This window comes from Massilia sp. IC2-476 (assembly GCF_020707295.1).
Lineage (GTDB): Bacteria > Pseudomonadota > Gammaproteobacteria > Burkholderiales > Burkholderiaceae_D > Telluria.
The window spans coordinates 237,261-253,897 of record NZ_JAJFER010000008.1 but is presented as its reverse complement, the minus strand read 5'-3'; the positions used below and the strand labels follow the sequence as shown (position 1 = coordinate 253,897).

At 65.6% G+C, this 16,637-nt stretch carries 17 protein-coding genes and 1 tRNA gene; 7 read left to right on the top strand and 11 right to left on the bottom strand.

Annotation, left to right across the window (positions count from 1 at the left end; all coding sequences use genetic code 11):
- Positions 1-227 precede the first annotated feature (227 nt).
- The 4 genes from LK539_RS24500 to LK539_RS20320 all read left to right on the top strand — a co-directional run bounded on the left by LK539_RS24500 (position 228) and on the right by LK539_RS20320 (position 3,219).
- Positions 228-1,871: a methyl-accepting chemotaxis protein gene (locus tag LK539_RS24500; RefSeq protein ID WP_373889580.1), complete on the top strand. Its 1,644-nt coding sequence runs from the start codon at positions 228-230 to the stop codon at positions 1,869-1,871.
- Positions 1,872-1,952: 81 nt separating this feature from the next.
- Positions 1,953-2,438, top strand: coding sequence for an acyl-CoA thioesterase (locus LK539_RS20330; RefSeq protein WP_227802881.1), 486 nt, complete (start codon positions 1,953-1,955; stop codon positions 2,436-2,438).
- A gap of 74 nt (positions 2,439-2,512) precedes the next feature.
- Positions 2,513-3,076, top strand: coding sequence for a lipocalin family protein (locus LK539_RS20325; protein WP_227802880.1), 564 nt, complete (start codon positions 2,513-2,515; stop codon positions 3,074-3,076).
- A 67-nt stretch (positions 3,077-3,143) separates the two neighbouring features.
- Positions 3,144-3,219 (top strand) — tRNA-Phe (locus LK539_RS20320).
- A gap of 131 nt (positions 3,220-3,350) precedes the next feature.
- On the opposite strand, the gene LK539_RS20315 is transcribed toward LK539_RS20320, so the two are convergent.
- Positions 3,351-3,773 (bottom strand): hypothetical protein, encoded by a 423-nt coding sequence (locus LK539_RS20315; protein WP_227802879.1) that lies wholly within the window; start codon positions 3,771-3,773, stop codon positions 3,351-3,353.
- A 23-nt stretch (positions 3,774-3,796) separates the two neighbouring features.
- Between LK539_RS20315 and mqo the strand changes: the two genes are divergently transcribed.
- Entirely contained in the window at positions 3,797-5,515 is a 1,719-nt protein-coding gene (gene mqo, locus LK539_RS20310; protein WP_227802878.1) for a malate dehydrogenase (quinone), read from the top strand.
- Positions 5,516-5,577: 62 nt separating this feature from the next.
- Here the strand turns inward: mqo and LK539_RS20305 are convergent, their stop codons facing one another.
- The 4 genes from LK539_RS20305 to LK539_RS20290 all read right to left on the bottom strand — a co-directional run bounded on the left by LK539_RS20305 (position 5,578) and on the right by LK539_RS20290 (position 8,783).
- Positions 5,578-6,036, bottom strand: coding sequence for a hypothetical protein (locus LK539_RS20305; protein ID WP_227802877.1), 459 nt, complete (start codon positions 6,034-6,036; stop codon positions 5,578-5,580).
- Between the two features lie 81 nt (positions 6,037-6,117).
- Positions 6,118-6,996 carry a hypothetical protein gene (locus LK539_RS20300; protein WP_227802876.1) on the bottom strand — a complete coding sequence of 293 codons (879 nt, stop codon included), beginning with the start codon at positions 6,994-6,996 and terminating at the stop codon, positions 6,118-6,120.
- Between the two features lie 31 nt (positions 6,997-7,027).
- The gene (locus LK539_RS20295; protein ID WP_227802875.1) at positions 7,028-7,615 is read right to left on the bottom strand and encodes a TerD family protein; all 588 of its coding nucleotides are present in this window, start codon (positions 7,613-7,615) and stop codon (positions 7,028-7,030) included.
- A gap of 46 nt (positions 7,616-7,661) precedes the next feature.
- On the bottom strand, positions 7,662-8,783 hold the full coding sequence (locus LK539_RS20290; RefSeq protein ID WP_227802874.1) for a toxic anion resistance protein: 1,122 nt from the start codon (positions 8,781-8,783) through the stop codon (positions 7,662-7,664).
- Between the two features lie 160 nt (positions 8,784-8,943).
- Between LK539_RS20290 and LK539_RS20285 the strand changes: the two genes are divergently transcribed.
- Positions 8,944-9,129, top strand: coding sequence for a DUF2256 domain-containing protein (locus tag LK539_RS20285; RefSeq protein ID WP_227802873.1), 186 nt, complete (start codon positions 8,944-8,946; stop codon positions 9,127-9,129).
- A gap of 19 nt (positions 9,130-9,148) precedes the next feature.
- Here LK539_RS20285 and LK539_RS20280 read toward each other — a convergent pair whose 3' ends face one another.
- From LK539_RS20280 to LK539_RS20265, 4 genes are all read right to left on the bottom strand, one after another.
- The gene (locus LK539_RS20280; protein ID WP_227802872.1) at positions 9,149-9,664 is read right to left on the bottom strand and encodes a YgjV family protein; all 516 of its coding nucleotides are present in this window, start codon (positions 9,662-9,664) and stop codon (positions 9,149-9,151) included.
- 46 nt (positions 9,665-9,710) lie between these two features.
- Positions 9,711-9,920, bottom strand: a complete 210-nt coding sequence (locus LK539_RS20275) for a DUF2945 domain-containing protein (protein WP_227802871.1) — start codon at positions 9,918-9,920, stop codon at positions 9,711-9,713.
- Positions 9,921-10,048: 128 nt separating this feature from the next.
- Positions 10,049-11,020 (bottom strand): MerR family transcriptional regulator, encoded by a 972-nt coding sequence (locus tag LK539_RS20270; RefSeq protein ID WP_227802870.1) that lies wholly within the window; start codon positions 11,018-11,020, stop codon positions 10,049-10,051.
- 112 nt (positions 11,021-11,132) lie between these two features.
- On the bottom strand, positions 11,133-11,678 hold the full coding sequence (locus LK539_RS20265) for a DUF2058 domain-containing protein (protein WP_227802869.1): 546 nt from the start codon (positions 11,676-11,678) through the stop codon (positions 11,133-11,135).
- A gap of 243 nt (positions 11,679-11,921) precedes the next feature.
- Here LK539_RS20265 and LK539_RS20260 point away from each other — a divergent pair, with 243 nt between their 5' ends.
- Positions 11,922-12,827, top strand: coding sequence for a helix-turn-helix domain-containing protein (locus LK539_RS20260; protein WP_227802868.1), 906 nt, complete (start codon positions 11,922-11,924; stop codon positions 12,825-12,827).
- On the opposite strand, the gene LK539_RS20255 is transcribed toward LK539_RS20260, so the two are convergent.
- Complete coding sequence (locus tag LK539_RS20255; protein ID WP_227802867.1) at positions 12,814-14,121, bottom strand: MFS transporter; 1,308 nt, start codon at positions 14,119-14,121, stop codon at positions 12,814-12,816. The two genes, LK539_RS20260 and LK539_RS20255, sit on opposite strands and share 14 nt — an antisense overlap.
- The gene (locus LK539_RS20250; protein ID WP_227802866.1) at positions 14,118-16,592 is read right to left on the bottom strand and encodes a family 20 glycosylhydrolase; all 2,475 of its coding nucleotides are present in this window, start codon (positions 16,590-16,592) and stop codon (positions 14,118-14,120) included. Before LK539_RS20250 ends, LK539_RS20255 begins: the two co-directional genes overlap by 4 nt.
- Between the last annotated feature and the right edge of the window lie 45 nt (positions 16,593-16,637).

The following is a 16,637-nucleotide window of genomic DNA, read 5'->3' as shown; positions in this document are numbered from 1 at the left end:
GCCCGCCGCGCACCGGAAAACGATTTAAATCATCCATCGATATGCGCAAATCGTTGGAGATCATGATTGTCGCATAAGCTGATCAATGCCATCACTTCAGGCGCGGTTTTTGCATTATGTTAATGGCCCGCGGCGCCCACACGGCACCGCTGCCGAGCATGCCGACAACTGCGCCATTGCGGTGCAGTCCGCACCGGCATGGAACCTCACTTACCTTGGGAGTCTTCGTGTCCATCGCTGCAAGCAGTGTCCGTACCCAACTACGTATCGCATTCGCGTTCGTGATCATCGTTTCCTTCCTGTCAACCGCGGTCGCCATCTGGCGCCTGCAGCGCATGTCGCAGGAAACCGAGGCGCTGACCCAACGCCCGCTCGTCAAGGAGCGCCTCGCCTCGCAGTGGCTGCTCAACACCTCGGTGTCGGCCAAGCGCACCGCCGCAGTCGCGCGCTCGGCCGATCCGGAGCTGGCCAAGGCTTTCGCCGCCGAGAGTACGGAGTCGAGCCGCCGCACCAGCGCGCTACAGGAACAGGTTGGCGCCCTGCTCGACACGCCGGAAGAAAAAGCGCTGTTCGCGGCAATCGGCGAAGCGCGCGGGCGCTACATCGCCAGCCGCGACCGGCTCATGCGCCTGAAGGCGGAAGGCCAGACGGTCGAGGCAATGGCGCTGTACGAGCGCGAATTCGTGCCCGCCACCCAGCAATACATAGATGGCGTGACGGCGCTGCAAGCTTTGCAGCACAAGGCCATCGACACCGGCGCGCGTGCCGTGCTGGACGACGCACACCACAGCAGCAGCATGCTGGTCGGTCTGTGCGTGCTGACACTCGCCGTCAGCATCGCCGCCTCGATGCTGTTCGCGCGCGCCCTGTTCCGCCGCCTGGGCGGAGAACCCGCGGAAGCGGCCCGGGTAGCAAGCGAGATCGCGGCCGGCAACCTGGCGGTCCAGGTCGCGCTGCGGCCGGGCGATGGGGCGAGCCTGATGCACGCGCTGCAGGGCATGCGCGACAGCCTGGCCGGCATCGTCGGCCAGGTGCGCGAGGGCACCGCCACCATCGGCAGCTCGGTGGACGCGATGGCCGACGAGGCACAGGAACTGTCGCGCCGCACCGAGAGCCAGGCGGCGGCACTGGAACAGACCGCGTCGTCGATGAACGAACTGGCGCATGCGGTCCAGCACAGCGCGGCCAACGCGGACCAGGCGAACGGGCTGGCGCTGCAAGCCTCCACCGTGGCGCAGCAGGGCGGCGCCATGGTCGGCGAGCTGGTCGACACCATGGGCGCGATCAACGCCTCCTCGGCGCGCATCACCGACATCATTGGCGTGATCGACGGTATCGCCTTCCAGACCAACATCCTGGCCTTGAATGCGGCCGTGGAAGCGGCGCGCGCTGGTGAGCAGGGGCGCGGCTTCGCGGTGGTGGCAGGTGAGGTGCGCAGCCTGGCGCAGCGCGCTGCTGCTGCGGCCAAGGAGATCAAGGAACTGATCGATGATTCGACCCGCCGCGTGTCGCTCGGCGCCGACCTTGCCGGTCGCGCCGGCACCACCATGACTGGCATCGTCGAGAGCATTGGCCGGGTGACCGCAATCATGGGTGAAATCGTCGACTCCAGCAAGGAACAGGCGAGCGGCATCCAGCAGGTGCACCGCGCGGTGGCCGACATGGACAGTGTCACCCAGCAAAACGCGACCCTGGTCGAAGAATCGGCGGCAGCCACCGATTCGATGAAGGAACAGGCGGCGCGCCTGGCCTCTCTGGTGGCGGTCTTCACGCTGGCCATACCTTCGCAGCCTGCCGGGCGTCCGGCTGGCGGTGCCCAGGTCACGGTGCGGCACGCCAAGCCCGGCGAGCCGGCCTTGAGCGCTTCCTGACCCCGGCGCCGGGGCGGCCATTGCCGGCCCGGCGTTTCTGAAGCAACATAGTGCTTTGTTGATTTTGTGGATGAGTCCCGCATGAACCTGCCTTCCCACCAGCTGTCGATGACGGTCCTGATGACCCCGGACACGGCAAACTTTTCCGGTAATGTCCACGGCGGCACCATCCTCAAGCTGCTCGACCAGGTCGCCTACGCCTGCGCCAGCCGCTACGCCGGCCGCTATGTGGTGACGATGAGCGTCGACCAGGTCACCTTCCGCCAGCCGATCCACGTGGGCGAGCTGGTCACCTTCCTCGCTTCGGTGAACTACGCCGGGCGCAGCTCGATGGAAATCGGCATCAAGGTGATCGCCGAGGACATCCGCTCGCAGGTGGTGCGTCACGTGAACAGCTGCTTCTTCACGATGGTGGCCGTGGACGACGACCGCAAGCCGGTGGCCGTGCCGCAGCTGGCGCCATCGACCCCGGACGAACAGCGCCGCTTCGAGGAAGCCAAGGCGCGCAAGGCGGCCCGGCTGGAACTGGAACGGCATCACGCCGAACGCGCCGCGGCGCGCGCCTGAAGCCAGCGCCCTGCCGTGCGTCGAAGCGCGGCTGGCACGGTTAGCATCCAGGCTCGACCATATCGGGAGCACGCATGAAACCTATCCTGCTCGCAGCATTGCTGTGCACGTCCTTGTGCGCACCTGCCGCTTTTGCCGCTGGCCAGTCGGAAAGCGGCGCCAAACCGCTCGCCACCATCCCCGCGCTCGACCTCAAGCGCTACCTGGGCACCTGGTACGAGATCGCGAAATTCCCGAATTCCTTCCAGAAGAAATGCATCGGTTTCACCACCGCCACCTACAGCCTGCGCGAGGATGGCCGGGTCAACGTCGTCAACCGCTGCCGGCGCGCCGACGGCGGCACCGACACGGCCACCGGCGTGGCGCGCCAGCCCGGCGGCCCGACTTCGCCGAAGCTGGAAGTGCGCTTCGCCCCGGCCATCGTGTCCTGGGTGCCGATGGTCTGGGGTGACTATTGGGTAATCGACCTCGACCCCGAGTACCAGCTGGCCGCGGTCAGCGAGCCGAAGCGCGAATACCTGTGGATCCTGTCACGTACGCCGAAGGTCGACCCGGCCGCCTACGACGCCCTTCTCGGCCGCCTGCGCGCCCAGGGCCTGGACCTGAACCGCCTGGCGCCGACCAGGCAGGCGGAATGACGGGGACCTCCTGATTTCGCTGAAGCACTACCGCCGCGCCGACCCCTGTGCTAGAATGCGAGCCCTTGGCCTGGTAGCTCAGTTGGTAGAGCAGAGGATTGAAAATCCTTGTGTCGGTGGTTCGATTCCGCCCCGGGCCACCAAGAACATGTTTTGCAAAACGCCCACTCCTACGAGTGGGCGTTGTCGTTTCTGGGTCTATTTCCGCCATTCCTGGGGGCGGGCCGGTCCCACCTCATTGACGCCCCCTACCGCCTTTAGTTCGTAAAAACCCTTATCGCTTATATTTGCCTGGGCAAATAAAATACATATTTTCCATACGCACATATTGCGCAGAGGCACTTTCAGACCGTGTGACAGCATTTGAAGAGCTAAACACATGCAATTCGGCAAGCTGATTAGCCAGACGTGGATGCGCTTTTAAAGCGCTTGATAAAGAAATGCTGTCCCTGGGCCTGACCGCGTCGCAGTTTGTCGTGGTCATCGGTGCGATGGGCGCTTGCTGAATGGGTTCAGCGAACAGGAAGCGCTGGCCCTCCAACATGCGCTGGAAAAGAATCCTGCTCAATGCGAGACAGTCGTCCCCGCAGGAGCAGGCATCAAGCATCGCCGCGCTCTTGGTAGGAAAGTAAATTCCCGAACACATCAGCTCGCGTCTGCACACCGTTGTCAATTGACGGTTGGCTGGCGCTTTCAATCTTTATCAGGAGGACTCATCACATGAGTCAAGAAACCAGCAACAATCCAGCAACCCGCCCCAGCGGCATGCGCTTCACCCGACGCAAGTTCATCGGGGCTGCTGTCGGCGCCGCAGCGGTCTGGGGCGGCTACTCGTTTTTACTGGGTGGCCAATACCGTGCCGCCAAGGCTGATCGCCGGGTCGACGTGCTGCTGATCGGCGGCGGCATCATGAGCGCAACACTCGGCGTCTATCTGTCCGAGCTGGAGCCGAGCTGGACCTTCGAAGTGTTCGAACGTTTGGATAAAGTTGCGGAAGAAAGTTCCAATGGCTGGAACAACGCGGGAACAGGTCACTCGGCGCTGTGCGAACTGAACTACACGCCGATGGACGATCAAGGGCAAGTGCACATTGCAAAAGCGATTGAGATCAACGAGAACTTCCAGATCTCGCGCCAGTTCTGGGCGCATCAGGTGCGCAAGGGTGTGCTGGGCAATCCACGCGAGTTCATCAATTCGACACCTCATATGAATCTCGTGTTCGGCGAGGAGAACCGGGAGTTCCTGCGCAAGCGCGTTGCGGCCTTGAAGGCGTCACCACTGTTCGCCGGCATGGAATTGAGCACCGACCGGGCCAGGATTACCGAGTGGGTTCCGCTCATGATGGAAGGCCGCAAAGCGGACGAGCTGGTAACCGCCACCCGTTCGCCGCTCGGCACCGACGTCAACCTGGGCGCGATTACCCGCCAGTTCTACCAGCATCTCGGCCAGACGGTAGGCAGCAGGATTTCGACCGGATACGAGGTCCGCTCGATCACGCGCAACGAGGATGGATCCTGGCGCGTATCGGCATTCGACATCAAGGACGATTCCAAAGTCCAGACGGTGGATGCGCGCCATATCTTCATCGGTGCGGGCGGCGCCGCATTGCCGCTGCTGCAGTTGTCGGGCATTCCTGAAGCGAAACAATATGCTGGTTTCCCGGTAGGCGGCGAGTTCCTGGTCACGGATAATCCGGCAATTACCTCGCGTCACCTGGCGAAAGTGTACGGGCTGGCAGATACGGGTTCGCCACCGATGTCGGTGCCGCACCTGGATACCCGCGTGCTGGATGGTAAAACGGTGCTGCTGTTCGGGCCATTCGCCACCTGGTCGACCAAGTTCCTCAAAAATGGTTCCTATTTCGATATCGCGAAGGCGACCACGCCCTCCAATATCATTCCGCAACTTCAAGTCGGCGCCCACGAGTTTGCACTCGTAAAATATCTTGCGGAACAATTGGAGCAGTCCAGGGAGGACAAGATGGCGGCGCTGCGCCACTACATGCCCGATGCAAAGGACGAAGATTGGCGGCTGTGGCAAGCTGGCCAGCGCGTGCAGATCATCAAGAACACCTCGGACAAGGGCGGCGTACTGAAGCTCGGTACAGAAGTCGTGGTGTCCGAAGATCGCTCCGTGTCTGCCTTGCTGGGGGCATCGCCTGGTGGCTCCACCTCGCCGGCGATCATGCTGTCGCTGCTGGAGAAAGTGTTCCCGGATCGGATGAAGACAAGCGCGTGGCAGCAAAAGATTCGCGAGATCGTTCCGTCCTATGGCAAGAAGCTGAACGAGAACGTGCAACTGCTGGCGACGACCTGGGCAAGCACCGCGGAAACCCTGCAGCTGGCGATCGCATCGCCAAGCCTGGATACCTTTATTCCAGGCGCCGCTCCCGGCGCTCAGCCTGGGCAAGTGAAAGAGCGGTCCGATATCGCGCTGTAGTGCTGTCCAGCTTCAACGCCAACCCATGCAGGTTGGCGTTTTCGTTTCCGGGGCCATCCGCCTCAGTCTTTCCTTTCCCTGAACTCGCCATCGATCACCATGTCGTCGCTGCGTGCGGCCGGCTTGCGTCCGGCGAACGGGAAGACCGACGACAGCAAGCGGTCGAACATGGCCCGCCTCAGCCAGGGCAAGGTGAGCACGAACAGCGTCGTGAATCCGGTAAACCCCGCGGGCACGTAGTCGCCCTGCGACAGGAAGTGCAGGAAGCACAGTGCGAGCATGCCGACGATGAGCGGGCGCCGCACGGGTTTCGGCAAAAGACCGACGATGCGCAGCTTGCCTTTGCTAAAAGAAGGAAATCTTGCCAGAAGAGCGCCAAGCAGCAGCCCGGCGACGAACCGGCTCGTGTCCAGGTAATCGGCCAGCACACCGATCACAAGGAAACCGGTATAGGTCATCGTGCTGGCCAAGGCTGCCAACAGCAACAGTGCGATCGCGATGCTCAGCTTTGGCCGGCGCACCACCGTTCTGATGAGAAAACCGAGGATTTTTGTACTCCAGCGAATGACATTGGAAAGCCCATTCTAGCAGCCCCTCCCGCGTCAAGTGCCCCGCTGCGCCTGCGCCATCTCGATCGCCGGCAAGGTCACCGTCAGGAAGGATGATATCTGTCCGATCAGCTCGGCAGCCTGCAGTCGCACCTGCTCCATCTGCAGTGTCGACAGCTCGGTCTGGCGGATGGCCTGCTGGATCAGCGTGCGGCGCTGGATCAGCGCGTCATGCACGCGCGCATCGAGCGCGCCGGCAGCCAGTTTCGCCACCACGGCGAGCACGGCGGCGTGCAGGGCCAGGTTCTTTCCCGACGCTGTCATCTCGCGCATGGCGGCTTCGCTGTCGGCCATCAGCTGCACCAGCTGCGCACGCGTTGCCGTCAGCGCCGGCTTGTATCCGGCGGGCGGGCTCCCGCGGCGCAACAGCTTGCCGATGACGCTAGTCGGCGCACGGGTAGCCTCGAGCGCGGCGTCCAGCAGCGCGGGCACGCCCATCTGCGTGAACTTCAGCACCAGGTCGGTGATCGGCTGGAGCAGCACGGCCTGCTCCATCAGGGCCTTCTCGCCCCAGTCCGCCACTAGCGCCAGGTTGACCGGCAGGATGCGGCGAAACAGCGCGGCCAGGCGCTGCTCCGCTTGCTCGAACAGGAGCGGGTAATCCTGCCTGGCGATCGACAGCGCATCGCGCACCGCTGGATGGTCCTCGCTGTCGAAGAGCGGCCGGGCGGCGGCTTTGGCCGGCAGGCCTTCCGGCGCCGGGGGCAGATCATCGAAGGATAGCGCCCGGGGCGGGCTGGCCGGGACAGGCGCCGCTTCAAGCTGCTCGTCGCCGAAGTCGAAGGCGCGCGGCCCGGACGGACGCGGGGCGGGCTCGGGAGAAGGCTCAGCCTCCTCGCTGAAGTCGAATGCCTTGGGCGTCTGCTGGGTCATCGCTCCATGCGGCGGCGAGCGCCGGCCGTTCTCAGACAGTGCCGCCGAGCTTGCGGATGAAGGTAGCCAGGTTCAGCTTGAAGCCCGCGCCCACGGCCTGGAAGCGCCACTCGCCATCCTTGCGGTACAGCGAACCGAACTGCAGCGCGGTCTTGTCCGAGTAGTCTTCGTCGAGGTCGTATTCCGCCAGCACTTCGCCGGTCTCGTCGTTGTACACCTTCACGTAGGCGTCGGTGACGCGCCCGAAGGTCTGCTGGCGTGCCTCGGCCTCGTGGATGGTGACGACGATCGGCATCTCCACTACCTCGGGCTCGACCCTGGCCAGGTCGACGGTGATGACTTCGTCGTCGCCATCCCTGTCGCCCGTGCGGTTGTCGCCCGAGTGCACCACCGCGCCGTCGGGCGAGGTGGTGTGGTTGTAATAGACGAAGTGGGCGTTGCTGATCATGACCGGATTGTCGCCGGTATCCTTCCGGCACAGGAAGACCGAGGAATCGAGGTCGAATGCAGGGCCGGTGGCCGCGTTGATCTTCCATCCAAGGCCGATCCGGACGCGCCGCAATCCCGGGGCGGTTTTTTCGAGGTTGATGCGATGGCCGGTCTGGAGCGTCGTCGACATGGGCTTTCCTTGTAGGGTGATGGGTATTGCTGGAACGGGTGGGTGCTCAGGGCGCGGCGCCGCCGGCCGAGAAGCGCGCGATCAGTTCGCGCTCCAGTTCCTGCAGCTTGGGCAGCTCTTCCTTGCGGCGCTGCTGGCCTTCGTTCGAGATCTGCTCGAGCTTGTCGAAGGCGGTCACCAGCTGCGCCTGCACGTGCTGCGCGGTTTCCAGGCTGACCAGGGAACGCTGCTTGGCGCGGGCCACCGTTTCGGTATTCTCGAGCAGCATATCGGCCTGGGCGCGGAAGGCCGCGTCGGTGGCGTCGTAGGCGGCATTCGCGACCGCCGCGCTCTGCTTGGCTTCCAGCTGCAGCAGGTAGAGCGAGAACACGTTGCGCCAGGCCGGGATCGAGACGTTGACGATGTCCGTGAAGGTATCGGTCAGCGCGCGCGCATTGTCCTGCGACAGGCGGATCTGCGGCACCATCTGCGTGGCCATCAGCATGGCTCGCTTGAGGTCGTCGATGCGCTTTTCCAGGCGCTCGAGGCGGCGTTTGAGCTCGGTGGCCTGCTGCGCCTCGAAGGCGTTGGCCGCTGCGCCCTGCTGCGCCAGCGCCTGACGCAGGCGTTCGGCCCAGGCTTCTCCCTTCTTCACGTCGGCGTCCAGGCCCTGGTAGTAGGTTTCCAGGCCCTTGTACATCTCGTCGAAATCCTGGATGCGCGCCCGGTGCACGTTGGCATGGCGCGTCATCTCGCCGACCAGGGTATCCATGCGCGATTCGACTACCTGGTACTGCGACAGCATCTTTTCCTTGACCGAGCCAAACATGTTCGTGAGGCGCGACACCAGGCCGCCGGAACGCAGCTTGGCCGGGTCCAGACCCTTCGAGGTGGCGATCAGCTCGTTCAGCTGCGCGCCGAATACATCCGCATCCGAAGCCCGCACGGTGCCCAGCAGCTTGGCCGACACCTTGGCCACGCCGGCGCCGGTGTTGCCGCCCAGGGCCTCGATCGCCTTGTCGTCGATGCCAGAGATATCGACACGGACTACGGGCGCCGCGCTCGCCTCGGGACGCAATGCCGGCAGTGCATCCGGCACGATGCCAGGATTCAGCAGGGGCGCCGGGGCGGGTGCGGGCGCCGCAGATGCTGCGTTCGCTTCTTCGTCGGAGGAGAACAGCGGTTTCATGAACATTCCTTCAGGGTGAAGTGACAACATGAATAGCTTACCACCGGACAATCCGGCTGGGTAAGCATCGCCGCCACCTGCTGCGTGAAGCATGCATGGGGCATGGTTCACGCAGGGCGCGCAGCCTTAGTATAGGCGTCACCGGGCTACAATCGACTGCATGAAAATGCGGAAGAAATCGGCATTGCCGACAAAGTCATGCGCCCATTGCGGACTGCCGTTTACCTGGCGCAAGAAGTGGGAGCGCGACTGGGAACACGTCAAGTATTGTTCCGAACGCTGCCGGCGCGCGGGAGGACCTGCGGGACAAGTGCGCAACCCGGGCAGCGCACAGGATCCGGGCTGACTGCCTGGGCCGTTTTCCCTCAGGCCTGGGGCGCTGCTGGAGCCTCGCGCAGCATACGCCGGATCGTCACCAGGTTCACGCAGGCGATTACCAGCTCCAGCGCGGTGCCGCCGACCGAGCCGGCAATCACGTTATTCACGATCCACAGCACGGTCCCGCACAGCATGGCGACGCGCATGCGTACGCCTTCCATCAGGAACAGGGCCAGCGTGCCGATGCAGGAGGCGCCCAGCGGCAGCCAGTCGCTGGGGCGGGTGGCGAAGTGCCAGCCCAGTCCCAGGTTGGCCATGACGACGAAGAAGGCCACCCATTTCGAACGGGTATACAACGCCAGAACCGAGCGAAGCAGCGACATGGTCGAGCTGGCGACGGCGGTCGGCCTGCCTAGCAAGGTGAAATGGATGATGTAGGCAAGGCATTCGGCCGCCATGAACAGCTTGAAGCGGCGGTCGTCTTTCTGGGCAAAGGAAGCGACGCCGAGCACGAACGCCGCATAGCCGACGCACTGCGCCGGGGAGAACCAGTCGATGGCCATCGAAGCACCGGCCATGGACCGGGTAAAAAAAGAAAGGATTATAGGCTCAAGCCTTCTTCAGCGCCTCGGCCTTGTGCGCCGCCTCGGCGCCCGTCTTGTCGCTGACCACCAGGTATTCCGGGTGCTCGCGCGATGCCGCGACGTGGTGCCCCTTGATGTCGGTCGGGGACGTCAGTTTCTTCCTGACCGTGCCATGCACCGTGCCTTGCGACGACTCCCATTGCACCTTGTCGCCTGCCTTGAACGTGTTTGCCATGCTGCCCTCCTCGGATTTTGAAGGCCATGCTTGTCCCGGAAACGTACCAGATCAGGACAAGATGAACCGGGATCCGTATTGGAACACGGATCCCGGCTTCCCTTCGCACGCGAGAATGATGCTGCGGCTCAGACCTTGCCCGGCAGCGGCAAGCCCTCCGCCAGCGCCAGCCTTTCCATGGCCGTTTCCAGCACCATGCGCGCGCGGCCCGAGGCCAGCTCGAGTTCGCGGTGCAGGCGCGCGTCTTCCTGGTTGCGCGCGGCGCACTGGGCGCTGTAGCGCTCGAAGCTGCCGACCATCATGAGGATGTCGGACAGGTGACGCGGGCATTCGCAGGACAGGCGGTTGCCGGCCGCCGTGATGGCCGCCAGCGCCTGGTCGTCGAAGCGGCGCGGCGCCACCGCTTCTACCTGGGAGTCGGACGCGGGCAGGCCCTGCCCGGCCAGTGCGGAACGGCACAGAGACACCAGTTCGCCGATCTCGGCCGGCACGCGCGCCACCAGGCAGCCCTGGGCGCGCAGCGCGCGGATGGTGGCGCTGCCGCAGAAGCGGTACAGCACCACAGTCGCCGCCGGCTTCAGGATATCGCGCGCCGCCGCGATCTGGGCGACGGCAGCGTCCTCGAGCTCCGAGGCTTCGATCAGCAGCACATCCAGGGCCATGCCGTCCGCCAGCGAGCCCACCTGCTCGAGGCGGGCGCAGTGGCGCTGCACCTGCAGGGCGCGGCCGTCGCGGCCGCTGGCGGCAATGCGGCGCACCAGGCTGTCGCCGACCACCAGCACCCGCATCGGCCCGCTGACCTGGCTCACGCGATCGGCATCCGGCGCCAGCATCTCTTCCAGGCGCTCGACCGGCAGGCCGGTCAGGACGCCGATCGGGTGTCCCAGGTCAACCAGCTGCTTGAGCAGACCGAGGCGGCGCACCTGTTCGGCCGTGTACAGCCGCTGTCCATGGGCCGAACGCTGGGTGTCCGACAGCGCATAGCGGCGCTCCCAGACGCGCAGCGTTTCCACGGGCAAGCCCGCCAGGCGTGCAGCGACCCCGCTGCGGTAGGTAACTTCGCGGGCTTCGCCCCGCTGCTCGTCCATTCTATCGTTCATTTGACCCGCCGTTGAACCAGGTTATTCGGTAGTTGTCCCGCTACAATTGCGAGACAATACAGTGTAACTCAAAATCGTCAAAGACAGCTGTTCAATAGCGAGGCAGAACGGATTACCAGGTGAAGTCGTCCGGAATCTTGAAGTCGGCGTAGGGATCGTCGGCGTCGACCTCGTTGCTGGCCTGCTTCACCTGGATGACGCTGTCCGGATCGCGCTCGGCGATCTTCTCGCCAATCACCTTCGGCACCAGTTCATAGTTCCCATTCAGGAACACGATCACCAGCCGCCCCGACACCAGGTGCTGCTGCACCTGCTCGGACACGTAGATGCGCTCGATCTTGCTGCCGTGGGTGAAGTTGTAGGCGATCTCGCCTTTTCCATTCTTCGCGCGCGGCTGGCGGTTCTGCTGCACCAGCTGGGCGATCTGCGCCTTGACCGCCTTCTGGGCGGCGGCGGCGTCGCGCTGGGCATTCAGTTCGCGCGCCCGCTCGGCATTCTGGCGCTGCATTTCCAGCGCCGCCTCGCGCGCTTCGTTCACCGATTCGGTGCCGGTGCGGCGCTCGATCTTTTTCTGCTTGCTCTTGTCCTGGTTGACCTTCTGGACCTTCTTCTTGTCCACCAAGCCGGCTTTCAGCAACTGCTCCTGCAGCGAGACCATCGTTCTACTCCTTGGTTGCATGGGATGGCCGGCAGCACGCTGCCGCCGGCGAAGCCGCCAGCATAGCAAACGGCGGCGCTGCCGAATACGGCCACGCCCTGTATGCATGTGTTGCGCCGTCTGCACATATTTCGCCATGACATCGAATTTGACCGCATAATCGCTGTAATAACAGCAATCCCGTCACGCAATGTCTTGTCGTTTTGCTCCACCCGCGCCGCCCCCCTGCCCTGCCATCGCTCCATGACCGTCAAAGCGCCTTCCCGCGTCTCGCGCCTGTACGAAGTCATGGACCTGATGCTCGATTCGGTGGGCGACCCGCTTGCCCTCGACAGCCTGGCCGCTTCGGCCAGTTATTCCAGCTACCACTTCGACCGCATCTTCCGCGAGCTGACCGGTTTCTCGGCGGTCGAATACCAGCGCAAGCGGCGCCTGCGCCGCGCCGCGCACCAGCTGCGCCATGAGCCCGATGTGCCGATCGTGCGCATCGCCCAGGACTGCGGCTTCCCGTCCAACGCGGCCTTCGCCAAGGCCTTCAAGCAGCAGTTCGCGATGTCGGCCAAGGCCTGGCGCGAAGGCGGCTGGCGCACCTACATGGACCAGCAGGTCGGACGCGAGAGCGACGTCAGCTTCTTCGTGGCCGAGCCCTCGAACCTGGACGTCATCCTCGCCCCCTACTGCCCGCCCGAACCGGGCAGCATCGCGGCCCGCATCGAGCTGCGCCAGCTGCCGCCGGTGCTGCTGCGCTACCAGCGTTTCTTCGGCCAGTCCGGGGCAGCGCTCTCGATCGCCTGCAACACCTTCATCTGCGAACGCGAACGCCTGGATGGCATCGCCCACGGCGCGCCCTGGTACGGGGTGTTCGACGAAGACCCCGGCTTCACCGGCGAAAGCGAATACTGCTACGACTTCGGGCATACCGGCGAAGCGCAGGATGGCAGCCTGGGCGTGCGCGTGCTCCCGGCCGGCACCTATGCCTGCCTGGAATTCCGCCATGAATGGCCGCGCTTCCGCTCGATGTACGAGGACTGGCTCGACAAGCAGTCGACCTGGCGCTTCGACAGCACGCGCCCGCATATCCAGAAGGTCGAGCGCGATTGCGCGGGCAAGTGGCGCGGCCTGCTGGCGCTGCCGATCAAGAAGCGCTGACCGCCTTGTCCGGCGCGTGGCGCCACACGAAGCGGCTCAGCACCAGCACCGGCAGCGCGGCCACCAGCACCCACAGGAAGAAATCGCGATAGCCCAGCGCCCCCTGGATGTCGCCGCTGACCATCTTGAACAGCACGAAGCCGAGCTGCATGAAGCCGCTGCCGAGCGCATAGTGGGCGGTCTGGTAGGGCCCGGGCGCCACCACCTGCATGATGAACAGGATCATCCCGACGAAGCCGAAGCCGTAGCCGAACATCTCCACGCCCAGGCCCGCCGCGATCACGCCCAGCGATTCCGGCTGCGCCACGCTGAGGTACCAGAACACGGCGTTCGGCAGGTTCATCGCGACGATCAGGAAAGGCATGGCGCGGCGCAGGCCCAGGGCCGCGGTAAAGTAGCCGCCGGCGATGCTGCCGGCCAGGAAGGCGATGGTGCCGGCGGTGCCGTACACCGCCCCCACCTGCGCCGTGCTCAGGCCCAGGCCGCCGACTTCGCGGGCGTCGCGCAGGAACAGCGGGCCGATGGTCTGGATCTGCCCTTCCCCGGCGCGGAACAGGATGATGAACAGGATCGCCAGCCAGATGCCGGGCTTGGCGAAGAAGGCGCGGATCACGTCGACCAGGGTGCCGGCCACGCTGCGCACGCCCTCGCCACGGCGCGCGGTGCCCGGCGTATCGGGCAAGGCCCACAAGTGGTACAGGCCGAGGCCCGCCATCAGGACGCCCAGCAGCCCGAACACCGTGGCCCATGCCGCCTTGGGACCCATGCGGTCTTCCAGATAGCCGGCCAGCATTACCAGGCCGCCCATCGACACGAACTTGGCGGCATTGAAGAAGGCGCCCTGCCAGCCCGCGTAGGCGGCCTGCTGGCGCTCGCTCAGGCTGGCGATGTAGATGCCGTCGGCGCAGATGTCGTGCGTGCTCGAGGCCAGCGCCACGACCGCGAACAGGCCGATCGAGACCGCGAACCAGCCAGAGAGCTGCAACGCCAGGGCCATCGCCGCCAGGGCGAAGCCGCCGGCGAGCTGGAAGCAGACCACCACGCCGCGCTTGCTGCTCGCCAGTTCCAGAAAGGGGCTCCACAGCGCCTTGAACACCCAGGCCAGGCCAAGCAGGCCGGTCCAGCGCGCGATCTGCTCGTTGGGCACGCCCAGCGACTTGTACATCAGGCCGGCCACCAGCGCCACCGCGTAGAACGGCAGGCCCTGGGCCAGGTACAGGGTCGGCACCCAGGCCAGCGGATGGCGGGTGGCGGTCGGCAGCGCGGCGCGCGCCAGGTCGTTGATCGGGTTCATGCGGGTTCCACGTTCAGGGTAACGATTCTGCTTGCACGTCCGCGGGTGTCGAAGGTAGCCAGCTTCACCACCTGCGCGGCGTCCACCGGTACCGGCGCCACGTAGCGCGGGCTGCGCGCCGTGGGATCGAGCCCATCCAGAGTGTAATGCACGGCCAGGCCCGGCAGGGCGACATTCGCCTGCAGCAGCCCGCCCTGCAGGATGGCGCCGGGCGGCGGCAGGCGGTAGTCCCAGGGACGACGCGCGCGGTCCAGGCGCGGCAGCTCGCGCTGGCCGAGGCGGTTGGCGAACTCGTTCCAGTCGCGCAGGGCCCAGGCGGCGCGGCGGTCCGGTTCAGGGATGTCCTGCCAGCCCGGATCGGGCGCCCAGGCGCGCTCGGCCAGTCCGATCAGGCGCGGCAGCGCCAGGTATTCGAGGCGGGCGCGCGAGCGCGCGTTCTCGCCCCACAGCTGGCCCTGCAGGCCGGCGATGCGCCCCCGTCCCGCCACGTCGAGCGGCTGCAGCGTGGTGGTTAGCGGAGAGCGGCCCATCGGATCGAGATCCGCCATGGCGCCCACGTCCAGCGGACAGAAGCCGAAGGCGTTCCTGGTGCCGACGAAACCGGCCCAGTAGTAGCCCGGTTCCTGCGGGTGCTTGGCATAGGCCAGGTCGAAGTACAGGTTGGCGGCGTTCGACAGCACCACGTCGTAGCCGGCGTTCGCCAGGCGGTAGGCGCAGTCTTCCTGGCCCGAGCCCCAGGCATTGTTCCAGACGTAGACATGGAAGTCGGGACCGGCGAAGCGCGGATTGGGCAGCAGGCGCTCGCCCTCGCGCACCAGCGCGGTTTCGTCCCAGCCCGCGAATTCCACGCCGTGGCGCGCCAGGATCGCGCGGCAGCGCTCGAGGAAGTCGTCGTGCAGCTGCTGCACGCTGCTCCAGCCCCGTTCCTCCATCAGCGCGCGGCAGCGCGGCGAGCCGAGCCAGGCGCCCGGCGGCACTTCGTCGCCGCCGGTGTGGATCACGTGCAGCGGCACGCCGGCTTCGCGGTACAGCATGCAGACTTCGCCCACCACGGTGTCGATGAAGCGGTCGACGGAGGGCAGCGCGATGCAGATCACGTTGTCGTGCCACAGCTGCACCGATTCATAGCTGGAGGCGTCGTCCGGATCGCTCAGCAGGTATTCCTCGGCCGCTTCGTGTTCACCAGCTTGCACCAGGCGGCGGTGACGTGCGCGCATCGCGGTGACGGCGGCGCGCGCATGGCCGGGCATGTTGAATTCCGGGATCACCTCGATGTGGCGCGCGTGCGCATGGCGCAGGATGGTGATGAATTCCGAGGCCGTATAAAAGCCGCTGCCGGCGGAAGCCTCGGGGTCGGCGCCCGAGCCGAAGGAAGGCGGCAGGCAGGGACTGCCATCAAGCGACACGCCGCGCCGTGCGCCGACCGCGGTCAGTTCCGGCAGCGCGCCGATCGCCAGGCGCCAGCCTTCGTCGTCGGTCAGGTGGAAATGGAAGCGATTGAGTTTGTAGCCGGCCATGCAGTCGAGCAGGCGCAGCACCGTGGTGACGCCGGCGAAGTGGCGCGCCACGTCGAGCATCATGCCGCGGTAGCCGAAGCGCGGCGCGTCCACCACCCGTCCGGCGGGCAGCTCGCCGTTTGGCCCCAGCAGCTGCACCAGGCTCTGGATGCCGTTGAAGACACCGTGCGGGCTGGCGCCGCGGATGCGCACCCGGCCCGGCTCGATCTCGAGGCAATAGGCCTCGAGCGGTACGTTGGTGGCGACCTCGTCGACCGGTCCGATCTCGAGGCAGATGTCGCCCGATCCGCCCGGCACCACGCCGGGCAAAACGCCCAGCATCGAGGCCAGCAGCGAGGCTTCGTTCCACAGCGTGCGGTCGTAGCTGAGCGGCGCGTGGCGCGACAACAGGCAGTGGCGGCCGTCGAAACGGGCCGATTGCGGGCGCGGCGTGATGCGGCCGACCGCGCTCTCGGGCAGCAGGTGGAGCACCGCATTTTGCTCGAAGCGCCAGGCCGCGTCGGCGGTCGGCAGCAGGTCGCCGCGCATGCGGTGGCGCTGCTCGGGGCGGGCGAAGGGCGCGATCTCGGGGTCGCCCAGGTCGGTAGGCTGTGCGCCGTCGCCGGGCAGCAGGTAAAAGCCCAGCGGCGCGTCGGTGATGCTGATCGCCCAGTGCAGGGCTTCGTATTCCACCGTGTGGCTGACGCCCGGCTCCCAGGCGTCGGCAGCCGGCATGGTCAGGCGGAACAGGTCGCCGTTCAGGTGCTCGATCGCGTAGCCGGGGCTGACGCTGTCCGCGATCACCTTGCGGCAGGTGTTGAAGCAGATCGCCCAGCCGGGCGCGATTGCCTCGTTGGAATCGTTGCGCAGCGTGAGGCGCGCCGTGAACGCGTCGTCGCGCGTGTAGTTGCTCAGGCATTCCCAGGCGATGGCAATCGCCGGGCCGCTTGGCGTCCGGTCCGTGGTCGGGATCATGTGAGGGTTCCGCTGCGGGGATGGCGCAGGCCATCCCCGGTGTTG

Coding starts and splice junctions, on each gene's coding strand:
- LK539_RS20285 (WP_227802873.1), top strand. CDS start 8,944: ATGAAAATGCGGAAGAAATCGGCATTGCCGACAAAGTCATGCGCCCAT.
- LK539_RS20290 (WP_227802874.1), bottom strand. CDS start 8,783: ATGAAACCGCTGTTCTCCTCCGACGAAGAAGCGAACGCAGCATCTGCG.
- LK539_RS20300 (WP_227802876.1), bottom strand. CDS start 6,996: ATGACCCAGCAGACGCCCAAGGCATTCGACTTCAGCGAGGAGGCTGAG.
- LK539_RS20255 (WP_227802867.1), bottom strand. CDS start 14,121: ATGAACCCGATCAACGACCTGGCGCGCGCCGCGCTGCCGACCGCCACC.
- LK539_RS20330 (WP_227802881.1), top strand. CDS start 1,953: ATGAACCTGCCTTCCCACCAGCTGTCGATGACGGTCCTGATGACCCCG.
- LK539_RS20270 (WP_227802870.1), bottom strand. CDS start 11,020: ATGAACGATAGAATGGACGAGCAGCGGGGCGAAGCCCGCGAAGTTACC.
- LK539_RS20295 (WP_227802875.1), bottom strand. CDS start 7,615: ATGTCGACGACGCTCCAGACCGGCCATCGCATCAACCTCGAAAAAACC.
- LK539_RS20250 (WP_227802866.1), bottom strand. CDS start 16,592: ATGATCCCGACCACGGACCGGACGCCAAGCGGCCCGGCGATTGCCATC.
- mqo (WP_227802878.1), top strand. CDS start 3,797: ATGAGTCAAGAAACCAGCAACAATCCAGCAACCCGCCCCAGCGGCATG.
- LK539_RS20275 (WP_227802871.1), bottom strand. CDS start 9,920: ATGGCAAACACGTTCAAGGCAGGCGACAAGGTGCAATGGGAGTCGTCG.
- LK539_RS20265 (WP_227802869.1), bottom strand. CDS start 11,678: ATGGTCTCGCTGCAGGAGCAGTTGCTGAAAGCCGGCTTGGTGGACAAG.
- LK539_RS20260 (WP_227802868.1), top strand. CDS start 11,922: ATGACCGTCAAAGCGCCTTCCCGCGTCTCGCGCCTGTACGAAGTCATG.
- LK539_RS20325 (WP_227802880.1), top strand. CDS start 2,513: ATGAAACCTATCCTGCTCGCAGCATTGCTGTGCACGTCCTTGTGCGCA.
- LK539_RS20280 (WP_227802872.1), bottom strand. CDS start 9,664: ATGGCCATCGACTGGTTCTCCCCGGCGCAGTGCGTCGGCTATGCGGCG.